Raw genomic sequence first — 22,894 nt, forward strand, 5'->3', positions numbered from 1 at the left:
TTAGATAAAATTAACGTCCTTTTTCTATCTTACTTATCTTTCTATCTAACAAAACTAAATAGGTAATAATTCCTACAAAAACAATAGTTATAACACCTATAACTACCCAAATTTTGCCATCTTCACGCATTTTATCTGCCATTGCAACTTCTTGAGCAAACAAATTAAATGAAGAAAAAAGTAATACTAAAAACGAGATGATTTTTTTCATTTTTGATAACGATTAAACAGATTTTGATCTGAATGATTTTGTAATGATTTATATTTCTGATTGTAATCGCTCAATGATTCTCAAGCGAATTCTTAAACTTGAAATCCAAACGCCGAGCAGAGTCCAGCCAATTACTGCGGGATAAAAAACCATTCTCATGCCATTATCCATATCATATTTTCCGAAAGCTGGATTTCCACCATTTCCTGGATGAAGAGAATCGGTTAGTCTTGGTAAAATCCAAACCAATGGAATAAAGGTTGCAAAAGCAAAGATATTGTAAATAGCTGATAATCTGGCTTTTCGTTGTTCATCCTCAAATGAACTTCTCAAAATAAAGTAAGATAAATATATTAAAAGTCCAACTTCAACCGCAATAATTTTTGGGTCTTTTGGTAGCCAATCGCCCCAAGTGAATTGCCCCCAAAGTGAGCCAGTCATAAAACCTAAAATACCAAAAAAGATAGCGACATTGGCAAATTCAACCGAATATTCATCGTCTTCGATGCGGCCATTACGTAAATATTTAATTCCAAACCACATCGAAGCTGTCATTAATGTCATCATTCCAAACCATAATGGTACATGAAAATAAACATTACGAATGGTTTCATTTAATATTGGTTGGTGCGGCACGGCACCTGCTAATCCTCGAATAATTGTGTAAAGTAAAAGCACTACACAAAGAACTTTCCACCAAGTTTTTTTCATATTTTATTCAGTAATTTTATCCTATTTTAAGTCCGATAATAGTAAATATTTTGTTAGCTTCTCCACAAAAAAGGAAATAACAAATAACTTAATGCTATAACGATTCCGTCGATACCGAGTAAAGTTAATATCTCGTCAAAACTTGTACTCCATTCTAAGCCATCCATCGCATTTTTTGAAAGCCTAATAAGCATTAAAAGCATTGGCAAAATGATTGGAAAGCTCAAAACTGCCATTAAAGTTGAAGTATTTTCGGCTTTTGACGCTATTCCTGCAACCATTGTAAGGGTAGCCGAAAACCCGACTGCACCTAAAACTATTCCAGTCAAATACATGGCTATATTATTTACTGGATTTCCCATAAACAAGGCATAAATCACAAAACCAACCAGCGAAAGTGCCAATAATAATACAATATTATAAATGATTTTTGACAAAATTACCCCTTGCGGACTCGCCAAAGTATAATAATAGAGTTGTCGGCCTGCACGTTCTTGAGTAAAACTTTTAGTAATTGAATTAACTGCAGTAAATAGCAAAATTATCCAAAATAAAGTATTCCAAGTAATTGGTTCGATGTCATTTACTTTAAGCTTAAAACTCATATAGCACACAAAAACGGTACTAATGATATAAAGCAACATTCCGTTGAGAGCGTAGCGTTGTCGCCATTCGAGTCTAATTTCTTTTCCGATGAGTGCTTTGAGTTCTTGCATAACATTAATTTAGGCAACTTAGAAAGCTCCCTTTTGTCGCAAAGATACTACTCAAACAAATACTATTTTTATGATATTGATTCTTTTTAAGTATTTATTTTGAAACTAATTTTATGAATTTCACAATTATATCTGATGAAAATCATTTTTATTTTAGAACCAAAAAAAGTAATTTTACGTTTATTTGAAATCAGTCTAAATAAAATAATAGTGCAAACCGAAAAAACTGTTGCCGATTTAAAGATAGGAGAAAGAGGAATTATCAATAATTTCAAGGATGCGGCAATGTCATTAAAGCTACTCGAAATGGGTTGCTTGCCTGATACAGAAGTAATGCTAGATTTCATCGCTCCTTTAGGTTGTCCCGTTGGAATTACGGTGGCTGGCTATCATCTTTCGCTCAGAAAAAGAGAAGCAGCTACAATTGTGTTGAAATAGTCAATCATTTGACTATCAGCATTTTAGAAAAACAGAAAATATAAATTGTGAAAAATAAACAGGTAGTCGCTCTTCTAGGAAATCCGAACTCAGGAAAATCATCACTTTTTAATCAACTCACTGGGTTGCGTCAAAAAATTGGTAATTTCCCTGGCGTAACGGTAGATAAAAAAGTAGGATTTTGCCGCCTAAGTAGTAGCATGGATGTCGAAATTCTCGACTTACCAGGCACTTACAGTATTTATCCTAACTCACTCGACGAACAAGTCGTTCTGGAAGTTCTTGCCAACCCAAAAAACCCTGATTATCCTGACTTAGCTGTTGTAGTAGCTGATGCGTCTAATTTGAAACGTAATATGTTACTTTTCGAGCAAATTAGTGATTTGGGCGTACCTGCAATTTTAGCCTTAAATATGCTTGATGTGGCAGAAGAGTCGGGCATTTCGATAAATTCGGGCAAACTTTCAAAGATTTTAGGAATTCCAGTTGTTGAACTCAATGCCCGTGAAGGAATCGGAATTGAAGGATTGAAACATACTATTTTTAATCAACTTCAACACAAAAAAACACATATCAATCCTCCTGCTTTTGACAAAAAATCTGAAAATATTTTCGACGAAGTAAATGCTAAATTTGGTATTGGAAATAAATATTTAGCTCTTCAATATGCTGCTCAAGCTCAAAAATTAATGTTTCTGGGCGAAACTCAACAAAAAGATTTAGAAGATATTGTTAAAAAATATGACTTCAACGCTGATAAATTTCAATCGGCAGAAACTATCGAACGCTACCGAGATATTAGCTCAACGCTCAATGAAGTCATTATTGAAGAAGGCGTAAAAAAAGAAACAATTACCGAAAAAATCGACCATATTCTGCTCCATAAAGTTTGGGGTTATGTGATTTTTTTGAGCATATTATTCCTTATTTTTCAGTCTGTTTTTACAATCGCCGAAACTCCAATGGATTGGATTGACCAAGGAATTGCTTTTGTCAATGACTTTCTAAAATCACATTTACCTGATAACCAAATAGTTAGTTTACTTACTGATGGTTTAGTAGCAGGAATTGGCGGCGTACTTATTTTTATTCCACAAATTGCATTTTTGTTTGCGTTCATTTCAATCTTGGAAGAATCTGGCTACATGGCTCGTGTGGTGGTTTTGATGGATAAACTCATTCGACGCTTTGGTATGAGTGGAAAATCGGTTGTACCACTGATTTCGAGTATGGCTTGTGCAGTTCCTGCAATCATGTCGGCACGTACAATTGGTAGTTGGAAAGACCGACTTATCACAATCATGGTTACTCCTTTGATGAGCTGCTCGGCAAGATTACCGATTTATACAATTTTGATTGCCCTTGTTGTGCCAAATAATAAGGTCTTAGGGTTTTTCAATATGCAAGGAGTTGCCTTGATGGGACTATATTTATTAGGTTTCTTTTCTGCTTTATTAGCTGGTTGGATTATGAAGTTTATGCTCAAATCAAGCGAAAGAAGTTACTTCATTATGGAACTTCCAACTTACAAAAAACCACGTTGGAAGCAAGTCGGATTTACTATTTTAGAAAAAGTAAAAACCTTTGTTTTTGAAGCTGGAAAAGTAATCATTGCCATTTCGATTATCCTTTGGGTTTTGGCATCTTATGGACCAAGTGATAAAATTGAAAAAGCAGAAAGTAAAGTTTTAAGTGAAAATCCTACGCTTGAACACGCAAAACTTGATTCAAAATTAGCTTCTGTTAGGTTAGAAAACTCCTACGCTGGGCATTTCGGAAAGTTTATCGAGCCTGCTATCAAACCTTTGGGCTATGATTGGAAAATTGGCATAGCACTCATCACTTCATTTGCCGCTCGAGAAGTCTTTGTTGGAACGGTTTCAACAATTTATAGCATCGGAGCAGATGCCGAAAATGAAACTACAATTAAAGAACGCCTCCGAAATGAAGTAAATTCCGAAACAGGAAAACCAACATTTTCGGTAGCAACATCGTTTTCTTTGTTAATATTTTATGTTTTTGCTATGATGTGCATGAGTACATTAGCGGTTGTTTATCGTGAAACCAAAGGTTGGAAATGGCCTATTATTCAGCTTATTTATATGTCTGTTTTGGCTTATATTTCAGCATTTCTAGTTTATCAATTTTTGAGTTAAAATATCTTTTTTAAAAATATAAAATACACTAAAATAGTTATTTTTGTCTATTAATTTACAGACAGCATATAACCATTTTACCTTTGTGAAAAGAATTTACACGCTTTTTCTCTTATCATTTACATTTTCTTACCTCGCTGCTCAGAACTGTGACCGCCAAATCACAATCAAGATTGATGACAAATACGGTTCAAAATCTGATTATGTTGAAATATGTAAAAGCACACCATTAACGCTCAGTTTAACTGAAACTTTTGCTCCTTCTGCAACTTATCAATGGTATCTCAATAATCAATTATTAGAAAATGGCACTTCTTCTTCTCAAAAAGTCGAAAAAGAAGGCAAGTATTCTGCGATTATTAAAAATGGACAATGCACTTATTATACAAATAATATTCAAATACGTTATCTCGAAAATATACTGCCCTATATATTTTTTGGTACAATACGAACTTTCCAAAAAGATATTTTGGATGATACTTATACCATGTGTTCAAAAGGAGGAAAAATTGATATATATGGTTTTTCCAACTCCATCGAAAAAGACATTACTTGTCAATGGATAAAAGATGGCAAAGACATTCCCTACGCAACTGAATGGAAATATACGGCCACCCAACCTGGCGTTTATAATTTGCGGGTATCGCAATATGGTTGTACTGCCGTTACAAAACAATTGAATTTACTAGCCGATAGCGTCTTTACTGATACCAAATTGGTTGTAAACGATTTTCCAATCAAATATGATACGTTGACTTTTTGTAGAGGAATGGTGGCCGAATTGACAACTGATAAAATATCTGATACAAAAAGGTGGTATATTAATAATGTTGAAATGCCTGATTTTGCAAATCGGAATAAATTAACCGTAAAAGAATCTGGTACTTATCAATTATCGTTAAATTTTGATGGATGCAAAGTTAAAACCAAACCACTCTACATTGAATTTGGCAATGTACTACCACCAAGTGAGATAATCAGGCAATGGTCAAACAATTGTGTAGTTAGTTTAGGTGATGAAATGGTTGGTCGTGATTATAGTGCAGGTTATAACATTTATAAGTATCATTGGCTAAGAGACGGCCAAGAAGTATTAACTACAATTGGTGGCATTTTTGCTAATCAACCAGGAAACTATCAAGTTTATACAACACTTAATGATATTTGTCGGTCAAAGATTTCTCCAAAATTTACTATTGACCCAGTTTCGACACCAAAAATATACATTCGTGACAATGGTTATCTGAAAAAACGGCAATTCGAGATTTGTAGTGGCAACTCTTTAGATTTAGGTGTGGAAGGTAATATTAATTTCAAAAATATAATTTGGTATAGAGATGGGAAAGAAGTTTATAGTGGAAATTTAGGTTATTTCAATGTCAATAAAGCAGGAAGATATATAGCTTTGTGTTTCAGTGAAGGTTGTTCTGTCTATTCAGACACATTAGATTTAATTCTTAGACAACCGATTAATGCCAATTATAATTCTGATTGTAGCAATGGACAAAGCATTCTTTCTGTTCCAAAAAACACTTCTTATCAATACCAATGGTATCGAAATAATATGATAATTCTCGATGCTACACAAAATCAATTTAAAGTAACTTCTTCTGGAGAATATTATGTTTCAATCAATGATTTGAAATGTTCTGCATTATCAAAACCAATCAGCATTGGTTCAAGAATAGCAGGAAAAACAACTTTTTGTGAAGGAGAAAACTTACAACTTTCCACTAATACAAATGACAATCAATGGTATGGACCAAAGGGTTATTTGGGGAATGGTTCAAGCATTTCAATTCAAAAACTTACAAGTACAGATGATGGAATTTATCGACTAAGGTCAATTTTTGGAACAAATTGTTCGTATTATGATTCTGTTTATGTTTCTGTCACTAAAAAACCTTCTTTTGATATTATTTCAAGCAATAGCAAAACGATTGAATGTGAAGGAAAAAACATTAGTTTATCGCCATCGAATTATTTGTTTTCTGGTCAAGATTTATACACTTGGAAAAACTCAAAAGAACAAATATTAGCTACAAGTAAAGACTTAAAGCTGAAATTTCTAAAAAATACCGATGCCGATTTGTATTCATTAGAAATTAAAAATCAAAATGGTTGTGCAACAACAAAAACGTTCAAATTAGATGTTTTACCGACCTCAGCATGTCCGTCTATCAAAATTGATAGTATCAGCACCGAACAATGCCGCAATACTTATTTTGATGTGCCATTCACCATTAATGCTATTTCGGAGGTTGATACATTCGTGGTTTTACTTAATAATCCTGACCCAATTTATGGAACAGTTATTGGAAAAGGCACAAAAAGCCCAATAAAAGCCTTGTTTCCATCAGAATATAGCTCGACAATATTTTATGTTTATGCTTTAAAACAAAAAATTGTAAGTGAAATATCGCAAAACATTGTTGCCAAAGAATCATTTGTTCCATATATCAACTATCAATATGCAGGGGCTTGTTCGGGAAAAAGTGTAGAACTAAAACTCCCCGATGATATGGTATCCAAGTACGAAAGTTACACATGGTATAAAGATGGAGAACAACCTATTTTTCAAAATCAGCCAATAATAAATGTCGATAAATCGGGTTCTTATGGTGTCAAAGCTACTCAAAAAAATGGATGTATTGTCAGTTCTACACTTCCAGCAAAAGTACAAATTGGCAAAATTGACGAGCCTGTCATTTGGGCAAAAACATCGCCTTATGTTTGTGAAGGCGGTAAAGTATCGCTAACTTCGTTAGGTTACGCATCTGATGTTAAATTCCAATGGAAATTAGATAATAAGGCAATTAATGACGAAAATGCTACAAAATCTGATTATATCGCTCAAAAAACTGGTTATTATTCATTACAAATTCAGCAGGATAATTGTATAGCAGAATCAAAAAATGTGTTTGTAAGCGTCGGAAAAATACTCGGTACAGCACTTGATAAAGATTTCCTTAATTTTAATATCGCTTACGGACAGCTCGTCAATCCAAATCAAATTGAGATATGCAACGGCTCAGATGTTTTGTTGATTTATGATACTCGTTTGATTACTTATCCAACCGATGGCAACGGATATTATAAATTTGCTTATTCAAAAACAGATGCAAACATTATGGATGGTTCAACCAAAGTCATTTGGCAAAAAGATGGGCAAGACATAACAAATACTGATGTAATTGAGCAAAATACAGCTTATTTTAATACTTTTTATTTGGTTAAATCAACTGGAGAATATCGTGTTAAAGTAATTAATGGCAGTTGTGTGGCTTATTCTGAACCAATGAAAGTGGATGTTAAATCAACCATAAAAATAAAACTTAGAACTGACCCCGTTTTGAACGTTTGTGAAGGAAAAACAGTCTTTCTAACTTATTATAATATTCCTTATGATAGGTTACGAGAGTATGATTGGTTCAAAAATAACAAAAGATATTTTGACCCATCGTCGTCTCCTGTTAGTACTATTGCCAAAGAATCAGGTAGTTATTTTAGCATCAATAAATACGAAATTGATAATAAAATTTGTGAATTTCAATCCGATACTGTCACAGTTAAAATTGGCGGCAAAAATGCAGATTTGGCTTTTATGAACTTAGATGGTGACGCTGTAACCTGTGAAGATACTGTTGAACTAAAAACACAATATTACTACAATAACAGTACTGATTTTGCATGGAAAAAAGATGGAATTATTCTACCTAATGCCAATAAAAGTACTTTGAAAATTACGCAACCTGGGGTTTATCAGGCTGAATATAAAATCGATGACAATTGCCTTGCAACTACAAAACCAACTAAAATAACTTTTAAAACTATAAAAACAGTAATCAATGTCGGAAATAATGTACTTTGCCCGAATAGTACTAAAACCTTTGACGCATTTATCAATAACTTAGGTTATAAAGATAATCATACCTATCAATGGTACAGAAATGACACCTTGATACCGAATAGTACTTCATTCAGGTTTGTGACAGCACAGGAAGGAAAATATAGGGTTAATTTAAAATACAAAAATTGTTCTGCTAATTCTGAAGCTGTTTACTTAAAAAAATCTACTATTTCTGACGAAATCATTCCAAAAGATAGCGTTGGTATCTGTCCAAATGAAAGCATCACATTGAAAATAAACAAATCATCCAACGAAAAATTTGCGTGGTATCGAGATGGAGTTTTACTTGCAAATAATGCAAATACCCTAACTATTTCGCAAAAAGGCATTTATAAAGCAATCATTACTGATAATCTTTGCAAGACTGAAAGCAAACCAACGAAAGTAAACGAAAGGATTATTTTACCTACTGCAACGCTTTCTGGTGGAGCAAACCTTAATTACGGCGATTCAACAAATATAAAAATTGATTTTACGTCCTCTCCTCCATGGACTTATCAACTCAATGATGGAAATGCAACCAGTACAGACAAGAATCCTTATATTTTCTCAGTAAAACCCACTCTATCAACTTCGTATGAGTTATTATCTGTCAAAAATGTATGCGGAGAAGGAACAGTTTCTGGCAAAGCTGATGTTAAGGTTATTGTGCTAGGCACAGAAAATATAGCCGATGTAAGCGTAAATTTATATCCAAATCCGACCGAAAACTTCTGTTTTTTAGATGTAAAATGTACGTTTCCTTCCGAATTTAGCTATATTTTATTCGATTCTCAAGGCAGAATAGTCGAAAATGTTACTCATAATGAAAAAGAGGCCGTTTATCACGAAAAAATTAATTTAACAAAACTCACCGTTGGCGTTTATCATTTCTCGTTGAAAATTAACGGAAATATCATTAATCGAAAAATAGTCAAACTAAGATAGTTTCAAATGTTTTTATCAAAATAAAATTATGCTCGGAGTTACATCAGATAACAAATTGAAAAGATTAATCGTCGTTGGCGATAAAGTATTGGTAAGACCGAAAAATCCTTCGGATAAAACCAATTCTGGGCTTTATTTGCCACCAACCGTTACAGAAAAAGAGGAAGTTCAAAGTGGTTATATTATAAAAGTTGGGCCTGGTTATCCATTACCAACGCAGACGGAAGATGAACCTTGGAAAGAAAGCGAAGAAAAAGTAAAGTATATGCCTCTTCAAGCCCAAGAAGGCGATTTAGCCATTTATTTGCAACGTCATGCCATTGAAGTACAATATGAAGGAGAAAAATACGTCATTCTGCCCCAATCTTCGATACTAATGCTCGAACGATTTGAAGATTTGTAAGAAAAATAAAAGAGCGATGTTTTGGTAAACATCGCTCTTTTATTTTCTAGGCCTCCAAGAAATCTAAATCTTTACCATGCGTTTCTGGAATGGTGAGCGTTGCATAAAAACCAATTGCAAAGCAAATCAATCCAACAATCGCACCTGCAATAATTACACCTTGGTCGGGTTTGAAAAATTTATAGGTTATTGTCATCAAAACAACCGTTCCACGCACCATATTAGGCACTGTTGTGGCGGCTGTTGCTCTTAAATTCGTACCAAATTGCTCTGCTCCTACGGTTACGAACATTGCCCAATATCCTGTTCCTAAACCTAACCAACAGCAAACGGCATAATAGCCATTAACACTATTAATGCTTGATGAAAATAACAGTACGACAACGCCAACGAGAGCAAATGCCATCATGGCTGCAATGGCTTTTTTGCGAGAATGAAGTGCGTGACTGATAAATCCACTTCCAAAATCTCCTATCGAAATACCGATATAAGCCCACATAATTGCTAAACCTGGGTCAACTTTTTCGGTAATTCCTAAGGCTTCACCAAATTCATTGCTCAAATAAGTCAAAATTCCGATACAAAACCAAGTTGGTAAACCAATACCGATACATTTCATATAAATTACAAAACGTTTCCAATTTGTAAAAAACGAAAAGAAATTTCCTCGTTCGACATGCTTTTTTCCAACAACGTCTTTAAAAATTCCTGATTCAATAACGCCCACGCGTAGCAATAATAAGGCAACACCTAAACCTCCACCAATAAAATAAGCGATTGTCCAATTGCCTGAAAGTTTTACGGTAAAAGTTGCAACAACTGCACCAAGAAGACCAATTCCTGCGACCAAAGAAGTGCCAATTGCTCGAAGATTTTTTGGCAAAATTTCAGAAACCAACGTAATTCCTGCACCTAATTCGCCTGCAAGGCCAACGCCAGCAATAAAGCGTAACCATTTGTAGGCTTCAATTTTATCTATAAACTCAATTTGCGGAATGAGACCACAACAAATATTAGCCAATGAATAAGTGATAATTGAGCCAAAAAGTACAGAAAGGCGACCTTTTTTATCTCCTAAAATTCCCCAAAGAATCCCTCCTAGCAGCAAACCAATCATTTGAAAATTAATAATTGTCGTTCCGACTGAAGAAATTGCTTCTTTGGTATTCAAACCTAAACTTTCAAGACTTTGTACACGCACAATTCCGAAAAGTTGAAGGTCATAAATATCAACAAAATAACCCAAGGCTGCCACAATAACAGGCAAGCTAAATAGGTGTTGAAAAGTAGTCTTTTCCTGATTCATAATAATAGTTTAAGGTTTAGGAGTTTCCATTAATTCATAGTCCACGAACAAAAAAATCATTGTTCGTGGACTACAGGTTACTTTTGTTATAATTCTTTGATTTTCAATTTACGCCATCTTACTTTTATCCCGCCACCGCTGTGAATTTGTAACGCAACCGAACCACTTTTTGAGCCAATTTTCTCGTCGTCTAATGTAATCATTTGAGTACCGTTCAAATAAGTTGTTACTACATTTCCAACCACTTTTACGGTCATTTTATTCCATTCGCCCATTTTAAGGGCTTTGTCTTTTTCAGGTTCTGGTTTGATCAACCAGCCACGTCCATAAGACTCATAAATACCACCTGTTGAACTTCCAGGAGGGGCTACTTCTGCTTGCCAACCCGAAATTTTTGTACCTTCAATGGATGAATGAAAAAATACGCCACTATTTCCGTTTGCTTCTTGTTTAAACTCAACGCTAAGTTCAAAATCTTTGAATGTCTTTTCAGTTCCAAGGTAACCATATTCTTTATCAGGGCCACTTTCACAGACTAAAAGCCCGTCTTCGACATACCATTTTTCTGTACCATAAACTTTCCAGCCAGTTAAGTCTTTGCCGTTAAAAAGACTCTGTTTTTTGCCTTTCTGGGCAAATATTATTGTAGAAAATGACAGTAGGAACACTACAGGAAGAAATAGTTTAATTTTCATGTTTGATGAGAGTTGATAAGTTTGGTTAAGGGGAAAAATATTTTTTACAAAGAAAAGCGAAAATCTTTATCTTGCATCGTTTAATCAAAAAAAATACTATGAAAAAGATTCTCTTATTGGTTCTCATTGGTAATCTAGCTTTCGCTCAAACCAAACTTTCACAACAAACTTTTGAAGGTTTTATAAATAAAAGAATCCCGATTAATTTATCTCTTACATTTGATGCCAATTTGGTTTATGGAACATTGACTTACAAAAAAGTTGGTCAACCTATTAAAGTAATTGGTACAATTGAAAGTGACAATTTTTTACTACACGAATTTGCAGCAAAAGCCGAAGTTACAGGCATTTATTATGGCACAATAAAAGATGGTGAAATTAGTGGTTCGTGGTCTAGTCCGAATGGAAAAGAAATGTCTTTTAGTATCAAAAAAACAGCCGCAACGCAAATTGATAAACCCGAACCAAAACCAGTAACTGGCTCTTATGCTTATAGTTTTGGGAAAGATGGCGGCACAGGAAATATGTACGTTCAACAAATTGGTAAAGATAAAATTATCGTTGAAATACAAGCAGTAAAAGGGCCTCCAAGTTATAATGAAGCAACTATCGAAAAAACCAGTTTAAAATTTAGTCGAAATCAAGCTATTTATGAAAACAAAGAATTTGGCAAATGTTTACTAAAAATAAGCTTTTTTGATGGTGGAGCAAACATTATTTATATTGATGAGGGCTACGATTGTGGTTTTGGAAATGCAGCTTCGGTCATCGGAAATTATATGAAATTTGACAGTAAAGCCCCAAAATTTGAGAATAATTAATGCTAAAATGAATATATAATTATGAAAAAAGTACTATCAATCCTCTTTATTTTTTGTTCTGTTGTAAGCTTCGCCCAAACTGACGAAGAAAAAATCAAGGCCAGCATCAATCAAGTTTTTGATGGAATGCGTAAAAATGATACAACGTTGGTTCGTCAAGTGTTGCATCCTTCGTGTTTTTTGAAATCAATTGGTAAAAATAAATCAGGCGAAGTTCGGCTACAAGAAGACGCAATTATTGATTGGTTAAAACAAATCGGAACAAAACGTGATGGAATCATTTTGGACGAAAGATTGACGAGTTATGACATCAAAATTGACGGTGAAATGGCCATTGCTTGGACTCCTTATGAGTTTTATGTGAACGATAAATTTAATCATTGCGGTGTGGATGTTTTTACATTAATGAATACAGACAAAGGTTGGAAGATTGTCGGTATTGTTGACACTCGCAGAAAAGAAAATTGCAAATAAGCTGATTGTTTTTAAAGGCTAAAATTATAAAACTTAGCTGCATTTATACCAAAGACTTTTGATTTTTCCGACGTCGAAAAGTCTTTGGTATAAGTCTCTACAATTGCTTTTACCTGAGCATATTCTCCAGCAACCAAGCACACAGGCCAATCCGAACCAAACATCACTCGGTCAGTACCAAAAGACTCAAAAACCACGTCGAGATAAGGTTTTATGTGCTGATAAGTCCATTTCCCCCAATCGGCTTCTGTGATAATTCCTGAAATTTTGCATTGCACATTTTCAAATTTCGCTAAATCTTCAATATCTTTTTTCCAATCATCAATCAAACCCGCTTTGATGTAAGGTTTTGCTATATGGTCAAGTACAAAAGCTTGGTCTGGAAAAGGGCTAACAAACTTTTGTGCAACCGATAAATGTTTCGGAAAAATGAGAATGTCGTACGTAAAATCATTTTTCAATAAAGCCTTTATTCCACGCAAAAATTGGGGTCGCAACATATAATCAATATCAGGTTCGGCTTGCAAAACATGTCGAAACCCAGCGAGTTTTTTCTTTGATTTCCAAACAGCTAGCTGTTCTTCAATATCTTCAGCTTGCAAGTCAATCCAACCAACAACAGCCTTTATAAAATCATTTTTTTCGGCAAAATCAATCAGAAATTGAGTTTCTTCCAAACTTTGGTCAGCCTGCACAGAAACACAACCATCAATTCCATTTTTTTGCAAAACAGTAATCAAATTTTCAGGATAAAAATTTTTTTGAATAACCGACATTTCATCAGTAATCCATGTATCTCTTTCGGGATTATATTTCCAAAAATGTTGATGCGAATCTATTTTCATTTTATAAAAAATCATTTCATTATGCAACAAAACTACTATTTAATAAATCAATTTTCAACATGCAATAAAATAATAAAAGGCCATTTTTATCATAATTCAAATATTTAATTGCATTATCTTAATCGTATTTGATATTTTTTTAACAAAAACTCTTGCACAATTGAAATATTCTCTCTAGTTTTGATTTAAAGTTGTGTGGATTTAGTAGTAGAAAAGGCTATGGGAACTTTACCCATAGCCTTTCTTTATGCCTTTTTAATAGTTTTTTACCTTTAATTGCAAAAATTAGGTAAAAAGCTTCCATTGCTATAAATTAGCAAAAAATTAATTTATAGTAATCTCTCTACTTTATTTTGGCAATCATCCATGAGTAATATTACTGACGAGCTACAAGCAATTGCCACCCCTGAACGTGCCGAAGCTTCTGCATGGTTTTTCAAAACTGGCAAAGGTCAATACGGCGAAGGAGATGTTTTTATTGGTATCACGAACCCTGACCTTCGTGCCATTTGCAAAAAATACAATACATTAACTTTAAGCGAATTGCAGGAATTATTGGATAGTCCAATCCATGAATACCGTTTGGGAGCTTTGATTATTTTGGTTGACCAAATGAAAAAAGCTAAAGGAGAAACTCGTCAAATTATTTATGATTTTTATTTAGACAATACCCATCGAATCAATAATTGGGATTTGGTAGATTCATCGGCTCGTGATATTGTTGGGGCGTATTTGTTCGACAAAGACCGTAGTATTTTGTACGATATGGCATGTACTGACCATCTTTGGACACAACGAATTGCTATCATTGCTACCTTTTATTTTATCAACAATAAACAGTTTAATGATACCCTTCAACTTTCAGCAATATTACTTTCACATAGGCACGATTTGATTCATAAAGCCATCGGTTGGACACTGCGTGAAGCTTGGAAAAAAGGTGCAGAACATTTGGTTGAAGATTTTTTAGAACAAAATATTGGTCAAATTCCTCGTACAGCTCTTCGATACGCTATCGAAAAAATGACAGATGAAAGAAAAAAGTATTTTATGACACTTAAGTAGTTTTGCCCTTTTTTACCTAACTCATCAACCAAAAAAAATAATGAATAAGCGTGAATTTATCAAAACACTCGCCACTTCAAGTTTATCAATGCCTGTTTTTGGCAAAAACCTTGAAAAAAAACTTACTAAGTTTGACCAACAAACACCTGACATAATTGCACAAAACGAAGGTTTTTGGGCAGAAATCAGAAAATCTTATCGTATAAAATCAGATTACATAAATCTTGAAAATGGCTATTATTCTTTTACTCCTCAAGAAACCCTAGAAAAATTTATCGGTAATGTGCGTGAAGTGAATTTTCAGGCTTCCTATTATATGCGAACACGTCAGTTTGACGATAAAGCAGAGGCTCGTAAAAAATTAGCTAATTTGGCAGGTTGCTCTCCTGAAGAGTTAATTATTACTCGAAATACTACCGAGTCGCTCGATACAGTTATTGCAGGTTTCGACTGGAAAGCAGGCGATGAAGCTGTGATGGCTTTACAAGATTATGGTGCAATGCTCGATATGTTCAAATTACAAGCTCGCCGTTATGGCATTGTCAATAAAATAATTTCGATTCCAAATCACCCAAAATCGGATGAAGAAATTGTTGAACTCTACGAAAAAGCCATTACGCCAAAAACCCGTCTTTTAATGGTTTGTCATATGATTAATATTACTGGACAAATTTTGCCAATCAAAAAAATCAGTGATATGGCTCATGCAAAAGGAGTTGATGTAATGGTTGATGGAGCTCATGCGTTTGCACATGTCGACTATAAAATCAGCGATTTAGGTTGCGATTATTACGGCAGTAGCCTTCATAAATGGTTAAGTGTACCACTCGGAGCAGGACTTTTGTATGTAAAAAAAGAGAAAATTGCTGGTTTATGGCAAATGTTTGGAGATATGGGCTATAAAGATGATGACATCAGAAAATTAAATCATACAGGCACTCACCCTGTTCATACGGATTTGACAATATCAAATGCCATTGATTTTCACCAAAAAATTGGTATTCAACGCAAAGAAGCTAGACTCCGTTTTTTACAAGAATATTGGACAAAAAAAGTTCGAAATTTACCTAATGTTGTAGTTAATACGCCCGATGATAATCAAAGAGCTTGTGGAATTGCCAATGTAGGTATCCAAACCATTAAACCTGCGATTTTGGCAAAAACGCTCTTGGAAAAATATAAAATCTGGACAGTAGCAATTGATTATGCCAATGTGCAAGGTTGTCGCATCACACCGAACGTTTATACCTCAACCGTAGAGTTAGATACTTTTGTGGCCGCACTAAAAGAGCTTTCTGTATAGATGCTTCAATATAATTCAATAAAAGAGCCATTAGTTATTCAACTAATGGCTCTTTTTATACCTAAGAAATATTTTTTATTTAATTTTCACTACAACTTTGGCATCGACATCTTTCACAGCCGAGCTTTGTACAGATAATTGATTTTCGTTTACACCCATTTCAATCAATATATCACGGACAGCATAGGCTCGGTCTTCAGCAAGCGTACGTCCCGAACTTTGTGAACCACCTGCAATAATAGCGTCAGCTTTTTTGTTATTTTTCAAAAACTTTGCTACTTCTTGCAACTGACCTTTTGAACTTACTTCTGCACTATTTTTCTTAAAATTAGTATTGATTGCAATCCAAGAATTTCTATTTTTCAATTGTTCTGAAACCGATTTACCTTCAGCAATATTTTCAAAAGTGCTTTTTGGTTCTTCCTTTACTTTTGACTCTTCAGCTTTTCGCTCAACAGTTTTTACCTCTTTTTTCGGTTCTTCAATCTTCTTAGTTGTTTCAATAGGTTTTACTTCTGAAACAGGCGGTGCTTTTGTTTCAAAACTGGTAGTTGTATCACTTGGAAACTCTGCAAAAGTAGTATCTGCGGTAGCCGTTGTTGAATCTTGCTTAGGTAAAGCAGTTACAGGGTTTTCTGTTTGTTCAGCAACCTGAACATTCTGCTTACGATACTTCCAAAAGAAAAGTACGCCACCCATAAATATAATGCCAACTAAAACCCAAGGAATCCAGCCAAAAGAACTTGTTTTTTCTGAAGAATGATTTTTTTTCTCTTCTCTAGGTTTTTCATCTTTAACCGAATTTTTACTTGATGTTGAACTTCTAAAATTCAGTTGGTTGGCAATCGCAGGAGGCAATGCTCCAAAAACTGATTCATTTTGGTCGGCCAGTAAGCGGATTAAACCAGATATACCTAGTCCTTCTTTCGTTACAATTTTTCCTAATGCACCAAGCACCAAAGGAGCGGCTAAACCTACCAAAGAGGAAGCCGAAGTTTTTCTTACTCCATTGAGTGAAGATAATTTTTCAACGATCCCATTACCTTTACTTCCTGCAAAATGATTAAAAATATTTGAACCAATTGTAATTAACAACTGTGTTTTATCGAAATTGCTCAACAAACTAGGCAAATCATCTAAAATCTCACCTGTGTGTCCACCATCTTTCAAAATATCAAGCACTTTCCCAGCGTCTTCTTCATTTGAAGCATTTCGGATAATACCGCCCAACACAATTGGTACTGCACTATTCAATGCAGAATCAATTTTTTCAGGGTGTTCGCCTAGAAAGTTACTAACTTTTTCAATAACGGAATCGGTTAGTTTGTCTTTTATCAGTCCAAGAATGTCCATAAAGTTGTAAATTCGTAATTATAAATCGCTTTTGGGAGTGGTTTTATGAATACTATAATAGTAATCAAAAACTATGCCCAAAGTATGTTCTGTCTAAAATATTATAAGGTTACTTGATAATAAAACGAATCAAATAACACACTTATTCGAGAATGCATAAGGGCAAAAAGATATGATTCTCGCTATAAAAAAAATGCAGAATTAATTCGCAATAAAATTATTGCAAACCAATTCTGCACTAAAGTTTCAGATATAACTAAAATCAATTTACTCCACCTTCAAACTCTTCACAGGGTTCATCAAAGCAGCTTTAATTGCTTGATAACTCACTGTTAGTAAAGCGATTAGTAAAGCCGAAATGCCTGAAATAATAAAAATACTAACTCCAATATCGGTTTTGAAAGCAAATCCTTGCAGCCAATTATTAATAAAATAATAAGCAATCGGGAAAGCTAAACCGTTGGCGATGAGTACCAATCTGATAAAATCTTTTGAAAGTAAACCAACAAGATTGGCAATACTTGCACCTAAAACCTTACGAATTCCTATTTCTTTGCGGCGTTGTTCGGCAGTAAAAGTGATTAAACCAAATAGTCCCATGCACGCAATCAATATCGCAATGCCTGTAAAACCTGCAAACAGGCTTCCCATTCGCTGTTCAGAGCGAAACTGCTCATTAAAAGCATCATCTAAAAAATAGTAATCAAAAGGCACATCTGCTTCGTGTTTTTTATACGTTTTTTCTATCGCTGCTAATTTTTGTTGTAAATCTGTTTTTGGATCAATTCTCAAGTAAAGCGTCCTCAACGCTGTTGTATCATGAACCACGACCAATATCATCGCATCAATTTTTTGTTGTAATGAAGTAAAATTAAAGTCCTTCAAAACACCCGATATTTCACGTTTTGAACCGTTCAAATCTACTGTTTTTTCGAGCGGTTTTTCTGTGATTTTTAGTTTTTCAATAGCGGTTTCATTAATAATCATTTTGTTATTTCCAAAAGCCAACTCTTCCATATTTAAAGGCTTTATTTTCCAATCCATTTGCAATATTTTCAAGAAATTGCCATCTACATTCATGAAATTTAGGCTTACATCTTCATTGGTAGTAGGTGTTTTGGTAAAATACATACTCCAACCGCCTTTAAACATTGACAAAGAAGAAGCCCCAATTTGTTGAATTCCTACGTCTTGTTTTAAGTCATTTCGCAAAGCCGTGTAATGCTTTTTGGCTTCATTTGAAAGCGGAATTACCAAAACTTGCTCTTTGTTTAGTCCAATTTTTTGGGTTTGCATAAATTGCAATTGTTTTTGCACAACTAAACTGCAAATTATCATCACAACCGAAGCCATAAACTGAAATACGATAAATCCACGACGGAGATTTACCCCATGATTCGCCTTTGAAAAATAACCTTTTAAGACTTGAATGGGAGAATATTTTGATAATAACAAAGCAGGGTAAGAGCCAGCAATAAGTGCCGTTATGATGAATAAAACAAGCAAAATGCCCAAAAACAAAGGACTTGTAACAAAAGAATCATCAATTTTTAAATCTAATAAATTATAAAAAGGTTGGCGAAGTATTTGAAAAATCATGAGTGCCAAAACGAATGAGATAAGGCTCATAAGGATTGATTCTCCATAGAATTGTGCCGCCAAATTTTTCCGATTGGCTCCTAAAACTTTACGAACACCGACCTCTTTTAGTCTGATTGTAGAGCGAGCCGTTGTGAGGCTCATATAGTTTATAAGTGCCAAAAGCAAGATAATTCCAGCAATTATCATAAAAATTGACACATATTTTGTGTTTGAAAAATCGCCCCAATTATTACCCAGGTGCATATTCCAAAATGGTTCTAAAACATACTCCGAATGTCCTTCAAGTCCATTTCCTTCTTGTTTGGTCAATAATTTAGGAATAGATTTCTCAACCTTTATTTCAGATTCTGGCTTATTCAACAAAAAATAGGTTTCATAACTTCCCATACCAACAAATTCTTCTGAGTCATAGTTGTTACCTTTTATTCTTTTCCTGATTTCTACAAAAGTTGGAAGTGAAGCTATAAATTCAAAACTAAAACTGGAGTTAGTAGGCAATGGCTTAAAAACGCCTGTTATTTTCAGAATATCATTTTTATTGTAGGTCAATATTTTACCAATTGGGTTTTCATCTCCAAAATACTTTTTTGCAATATTTTCGTTGATTACAACTGTATTGGGTTCTGAAAGTGCAGCACCGCCTTTAGTAAAATTCACAGTGAATATTTTGAAAAAAGAAGGCTCTGAAAAAATTATTTTTCGCTCAAAAAACTTGTGATTTTCATCTGACTTTACTACTGCATCATCTTGATAGAGTGAACCAATGCGAGCAAATTCTTCTACTTCTTGGTTGGCACTTTTAACGGTCTGGCCAAAATTCTTTGAAACCAAGTCAAATTGCACATCATTTGTCCCAAATTTCATTTTTACCAAAGTATGAAAAACCCTTTTTCCATTTTGATGAAACTTGTCAAAACTTAGTTCGTGCGAAACGTAGAGCAAAATCAACATACAAACCGACATGCCAATTGCCAAGCCTGTGATATTGATAAAACTGAAAACCTTGTTTTTTACAAGGTTACGAAAGGCGATTTTTAGGTAATTACGTAGCATATTTTTAGGTTTTTCGGTATTAGGATTTAGGTTTTAGAATTAACGAGGAAACTAATCCCTAAATCCTAATACCCAAAACCTCATTATTTACTCTGTCTTCAAACTCTTCACAGGGTTCATCAAAGCCGCTCGAATAGCTTGATAACTTACTGTTAAGAAGGCAATTACCAGTGAAACAATTCCTGCCAAAGCAAAAATCCACCAACTCAAATCTGTTTTGTAAGCAAAATCTTCGAGCCATTTACTCATCAAATAATAGGCAATTGGCGTAGCAATAACAAATGCCACCAAAACCAATTTCAAGAAGTCTTTTGAAATAAGCGTAACAATATTCGGGATGCTCGCTCCTAGTACTTTTCTTACTCCTATTTCTTTGGTGCGTTGCTCAATGACAATTAAGGCAATGGCAAAAAGTCCCATACAAGAAAGCAAAATGGCGATTCCTGCGGCAGTTGTAAATATCTGTGAAAGCCGCTCTTCTTTTTTGTACCAACGATTTACATTTTCATCTATAAACGAACCTTGAAACTCTGTTTCTGGAGCAATTTCTTTCCAAGTTTTCTTGACCAAATCCATTGAAGCAGTCATATTTTGAGGGCTAACTCGCACCAAAATATAGCTAACTCCTCTCATTTTTCTTGTTAGTTGTAGTGTAATTGCCTCTCTTTTTTCATGCAATGAATACAAATTAAAATCAGGAACAACACCAATGATTTTTATTCTCCCAACCGATGAATCAGGCAAGATAAATTTATCAACGGCGTTTTTTTCACCCATTTGTTTGGCAAAACTTTCGGTAACTACAATTGCACTCGAATCTGTGCCAAATTGCTTCGAGAAATCACGTCCTTGCAAAGGCTTGATGTCCATTGTTTTCAAAAAGTCATACTCAACAAATACCCAATGAGTCAAAATTTGTTTAGAAACGTTTAAATTATTGGCATTTGGATAATAGTCAAATCCTGACATACTTTTTGACGAGCTGCCGTCAAGTCCTCGACCGATGTTTATTCTTGAACCAGAAATACTTACAATTGATGGATACTTTAGGAGTTCATTACGCATTTTTTCAACAGCAATTGAGCCTTGCATCGCACCATTGATTGGCACACTTATAACTTGCTCCTTGTTGTAGCCGAGAGGTTTGGTACGCAAATATTTGAGTTGTTGAAAAACGACTATCGTACAACTAATAAGCAAACAAGCAACCGTAAACTGTGTGGTTATTAGGGAGTTACGCAAGAAACCTGGCTTTTTCATGCTCAATTTTCCTTTCAAAACCTCCACTATATTAAATCTTGAAGCTACCATTGCGGGGTATCCTCCTGCAATAATAGTAACCAGCAAAAACCCAATAATTAAAATGATGAGGTTGCTCCAAACCAAGAAGTTATTGATAGAAAGATGTGAACGAAACATCTTATTGAATTGTGGCAAACTTATATAAGCCAAACCCAAACCTAGGATTAATGCAACCGAACAAACCAAAAATGCTTCTCCCCAATTCTGTAAAAAAAGTTGGCTTTTACTTGCCCCCAAAGACTTTCTAACGCCTACTTCTTTCGCTCGAGTGAGTGAGCTTGCTACTGTAAGATTAATAAAATTAATAGAGGCAATAAGTAAAATCAGGCCTGCAATAGTAAGCAAAGTATAAACGTATGCTTTACTTGTACCCTGCCCGCTGACAATAGCTGTATCAAAATGAATATCGCTTAATGGCGTAAGTAGCAAACTTAAGTATTGTCCTCGTTCATTTTTAGGTTGACCTTCTTTTTTTGCACCGTCAAAATTAGCCTTCATGTATTTTTGCAGGAAAGGCTCAAGTCGCTTTTCAAAAGCCGACTGACTTACATTGGGTGGTAGTTTCAAAAAAACCTCATGATTTTGAGAATTCCACTCATTTTTCATGCGGTCATATTCGGGATATGTTTCTGTTCGGATAAAGGCGTCGTACTCTATCGAAGAGTTTTCTGGAAAATCATCCATTACACCTGTAACAATAAATGGCGAATGTTTTCCTGCAATATCGAGCATCAATTGTTTGCCCATTGGCTCTTCGCTACCAAAAATATCATCGGCCATATTTTTACTAATCACGATATTATTTAGTGCTGACAATGAAGTATTGACATTGCCTTTTAGCAAAGGAAATGAAAACATTTTCAGAAAATCAGCATCGGCACTGCGTATCATTTTATCAAACTTCTTGTCTTTATATGTTACGCTATTCGCCCCCCAATTGATACGAGTTACACCTACCAATTCTGGAAAATCAGCCTTCAAAGCAGGTGTAAGCGGATATGCCATCGTGCCACTTATATTTGAAGTGCCATCTTTTTGTTTGGAAGAAAAATACAAACGAAAGATTTGGTCTGAATCTTTATGGAAATTATCAAATGAAAGTTCAAACGCCGATGTCAAGTAAAGTAAAATACTACTTCCAAAAGCCACCGATAAACCCAATATATTAATGAAAGTATAGGTTTTATTTTTCCACAAATTGCGGAAGGCGATTTTTATGTAATTGCGTATCATAAGCCACTAAATCTCCGATGGAGACTTTATTTAATGAAGTTTTTATTTCTTATTTTTATGCTACTTGCATTAGTTCACGTTGTTTTGCCCACTCACCTTTTTTTACAAAAGTTATAGGGACAAATGTGTCGGTTGGCGAACCAATATAATAAAGTGTCCAGTCTTGGTCATAGCCCGAAAGCATCTGACGGATACATTCGGCTCGGTCAATGGTTGGTACGTCGCAGTCGGCCCAATAAAAAAGTTCTACACGGTAGTGCAATTGTTGGCGTTCACCATTGATGGTTACTTCTATTTCAACTTCTTGTTTGCCATTTCCCAAAGGAAGTGGAATTGCGATATGTGCCATAATTTATAAGATTTTAAGTGT

General features: G+C 34.5%; 18 protein-coding genes. 8 read left to right on the forward strand and 10 right to left on the reverse strand.

What is annotated here, in order from left to right; translation table 11 throughout:
* Positions 1–10 precede the first annotated feature (10 nt).
* Genes MJQ71_RS11550 through MJQ71_RS11560 form a run of 3 tightly spaced genes read right to left on the reverse strand, consistent with a single transcriptional unit; the run spans position 11 to position 1,638 of the window.
* A complete protein-coding gene (locus tag MJQ71_RS11550) occupies positions 11–211 on the reverse strand; it encodes a CcmD family protein (protein WP_238806774.1) in 201 nt (66 codons plus the stop codon).
* A 48-nt stretch (positions 212–259) separates the two neighbouring features.
* The gene (ccsA, locus tag MJQ71_RS11555) at positions 260–922 is read right to left on the reverse strand and encodes a cytochrome c biogenesis protein CcsA (RefSeq protein WP_238806775.1); all 663 of its coding nucleotides are present in this window, start codon (positions 920–922) and stop codon (positions 260–262) included.
* 53 nt (positions 923–975) lie between these two features.
* Positions 976–1,638, reverse strand: a complete 663-nt coding sequence (locus tag MJQ71_RS11560; protein WP_238806776.1) for a heme exporter protein CcmB — start codon at positions 1,636–1,638, stop codon at positions 976–978.
* Between the two features lie 135 nt (positions 1,639–1,773).
* Between MJQ71_RS11560 and MJQ71_RS11565 the strand changes: the two genes are divergently transcribed.
* From MJQ71_RS11565 to MJQ71_RS11580, 4 genes are all read left to right on the forward strand, one after another.
* A complete protein-coding gene (locus MJQ71_RS11565) occupies positions 1,774–2,076 on the forward strand; it encodes a FeoA family protein (protein ID WP_310587528.1) in 303 nt (100 codons plus the stop codon).
* 47 nt (positions 2,077–2,123) lie between these two features.
* On the forward strand, positions 2,124–4,232 hold the full coding sequence (gene feoB, locus MJQ71_RS11570) for a ferrous iron transport protein B (protein WP_238806777.1): 2,109 nt from the start codon (positions 2,124–2,126) through the stop codon (positions 4,230–4,232).
* An 85-nt stretch (positions 4,233–4,317) separates the two neighbouring features.
* Entirely contained in the window at positions 4,318–9,069 is a 4,752-nt protein-coding gene (locus MJQ71_RS11575; protein WP_238806778.1) for a T9SS type A sorting domain-containing protein, read from the forward strand.
* Positions 9,070–9,097: 28 nt separating this feature from the next.
* Positions 9,098–9,472, forward strand: a complete 375-nt coding sequence (locus tag MJQ71_RS11580) for a co-chaperone GroES (protein WP_238806779.1) — start codon at positions 9,098–9,100, stop codon at positions 9,470–9,472.
* A gap of 46 nt (positions 9,473–9,518) precedes the next feature.
* On the opposite strand, the gene MJQ71_RS11585 is transcribed toward MJQ71_RS11580, so the two are convergent.
* The gene (locus tag MJQ71_RS11585; protein ID WP_238806780.1) at positions 9,519–10,778 is read right to left on the reverse strand and encodes an MFS transporter; all 1,260 of its coding nucleotides are present in this window, start codon (positions 10,776–10,778) and stop codon (positions 9,519–9,521) included.
* An 86-nt stretch (positions 10,779–10,864) separates the two neighbouring features.
* Positions 10,865–11,473 (reverse strand): 3-keto-disaccharide hydrolase, encoded by a 609-nt coding sequence (locus MJQ71_RS11590; RefSeq protein ID WP_238806781.1) that lies wholly within the window; start codon positions 11,471–11,473, stop codon positions 10,865–10,867.
* A gap of 98 nt (positions 11,474–11,571) precedes the next feature.
* Here MJQ71_RS11590 and MJQ71_RS11595 point away from each other — a divergent pair, with 98 nt between their 5' ends.
* Both MJQ71_RS11595 and MJQ71_RS11600 read left to right on the forward strand, forming a co-directional pair.
* The gene (locus MJQ71_RS11595; protein WP_238806782.1) at positions 11,572–12,294 is read left to right on the forward strand and encodes a hypothetical protein; all 723 of its coding nucleotides are present in this window, start codon (positions 11,572–11,574) and stop codon (positions 12,292–12,294) included.
* 21 nt (positions 12,295–12,315) lie between these two features.
* The gene (locus MJQ71_RS11600; RefSeq protein WP_238806783.1) at positions 12,316–12,768 is read left to right on the forward strand and encodes a nuclear transport factor 2 family protein; all 453 of its coding nucleotides are present in this window, start codon (positions 12,316–12,318) and stop codon (positions 12,766–12,768) included.
* Between the two features lie 11 nt (positions 12,769–12,779).
* Here MJQ71_RS11600 and MJQ71_RS11605 read toward each other — a convergent pair whose 3' ends face one another.
* On the reverse strand, positions 12,780–13,613 hold the full coding sequence (locus MJQ71_RS11605) for an amidohydrolase family protein (protein WP_238806784.1): 834 nt from the start codon (positions 13,611–13,613) through the stop codon (positions 12,780–12,782).
* A 366-nt stretch (positions 13,614–13,979) separates the two neighbouring features.
* On the opposite strand from MJQ71_RS11605, the gene MJQ71_RS11610 reads away from it, so the two are divergent.
* Both MJQ71_RS11610 and MJQ71_RS11615 read left to right on the forward strand, forming a co-directional pair.
* A complete protein-coding gene (locus MJQ71_RS11610; protein ID WP_238806785.1) occupies positions 13,980–14,678 on the forward strand; it encodes a DNA alkylation repair protein in 699 nt (232 codons plus the stop codon).
* A 40-nt stretch (positions 14,679–14,718) separates the two neighbouring features.
* Positions 14,719–15,981 carry an aminotransferase class V-fold PLP-dependent enzyme gene (locus MJQ71_RS11615; protein ID WP_238806786.1) on the forward strand — a complete coding sequence of 421 codons (1,263 nt, stop codon included), beginning with the start codon at positions 14,719–14,721 and terminating at the stop codon, positions 15,979–15,981.
* Positions 15,982–16,056: 75 nt separating this feature from the next.
* On the opposite strand, the gene MJQ71_RS11620 is transcribed toward MJQ71_RS11615, so the two are convergent.
* The 4 genes from MJQ71_RS11620 to MJQ71_RS11635 all read right to left on the reverse strand — a co-directional run bounded on the left by MJQ71_RS11620 (position 16,057) and on the right by MJQ71_RS11635 (position 22,873).
* On the reverse strand, positions 16,057–17,334 hold the full coding sequence (locus tag MJQ71_RS11620) for a DUF937 domain-containing protein (protein ID WP_238806787.1): 1,278 nt from the start codon (positions 17,332–17,334) through the stop codon (positions 16,057–16,059).
* Positions 17,335–17,601: 267 nt separating this feature from the next.
* A complete protein-coding gene (locus tag MJQ71_RS11625) occupies positions 17,602–19,989 on the reverse strand; it encodes an ABC transporter permease (protein ID WP_238806788.1) in 2,388 nt (795 codons plus the stop codon).
* An 87-nt stretch (positions 19,990–20,076) separates the two neighbouring features.
* The gene (locus MJQ71_RS11630; protein ID WP_238806789.1) at positions 20,077–22,524 is read right to left on the reverse strand and encodes an ABC transporter permease; all 2,448 of its coding nucleotides are present in this window, start codon (positions 22,522–22,524) and stop codon (positions 20,077–20,079) included.
* A gap of 55 nt (positions 22,525–22,579) precedes the next feature.
* Entirely contained in the window at positions 22,580–22,873 is a 294-nt protein-coding gene (locus MJQ71_RS11635) for a hypothetical protein (RefSeq protein WP_238806790.1), read from the reverse strand.
* Positions 22,874–22,894 lie beyond the last annotated feature (21 nt).

It is taken from the genome of Emticicia aquatica, from assembly GCF_923079645.1.
Lineage (GTDB): Bacteria > Bacteroidota > Bacteroidia > Cytophagales > Spirosomataceae > Emticicia > Emticicia aquatica.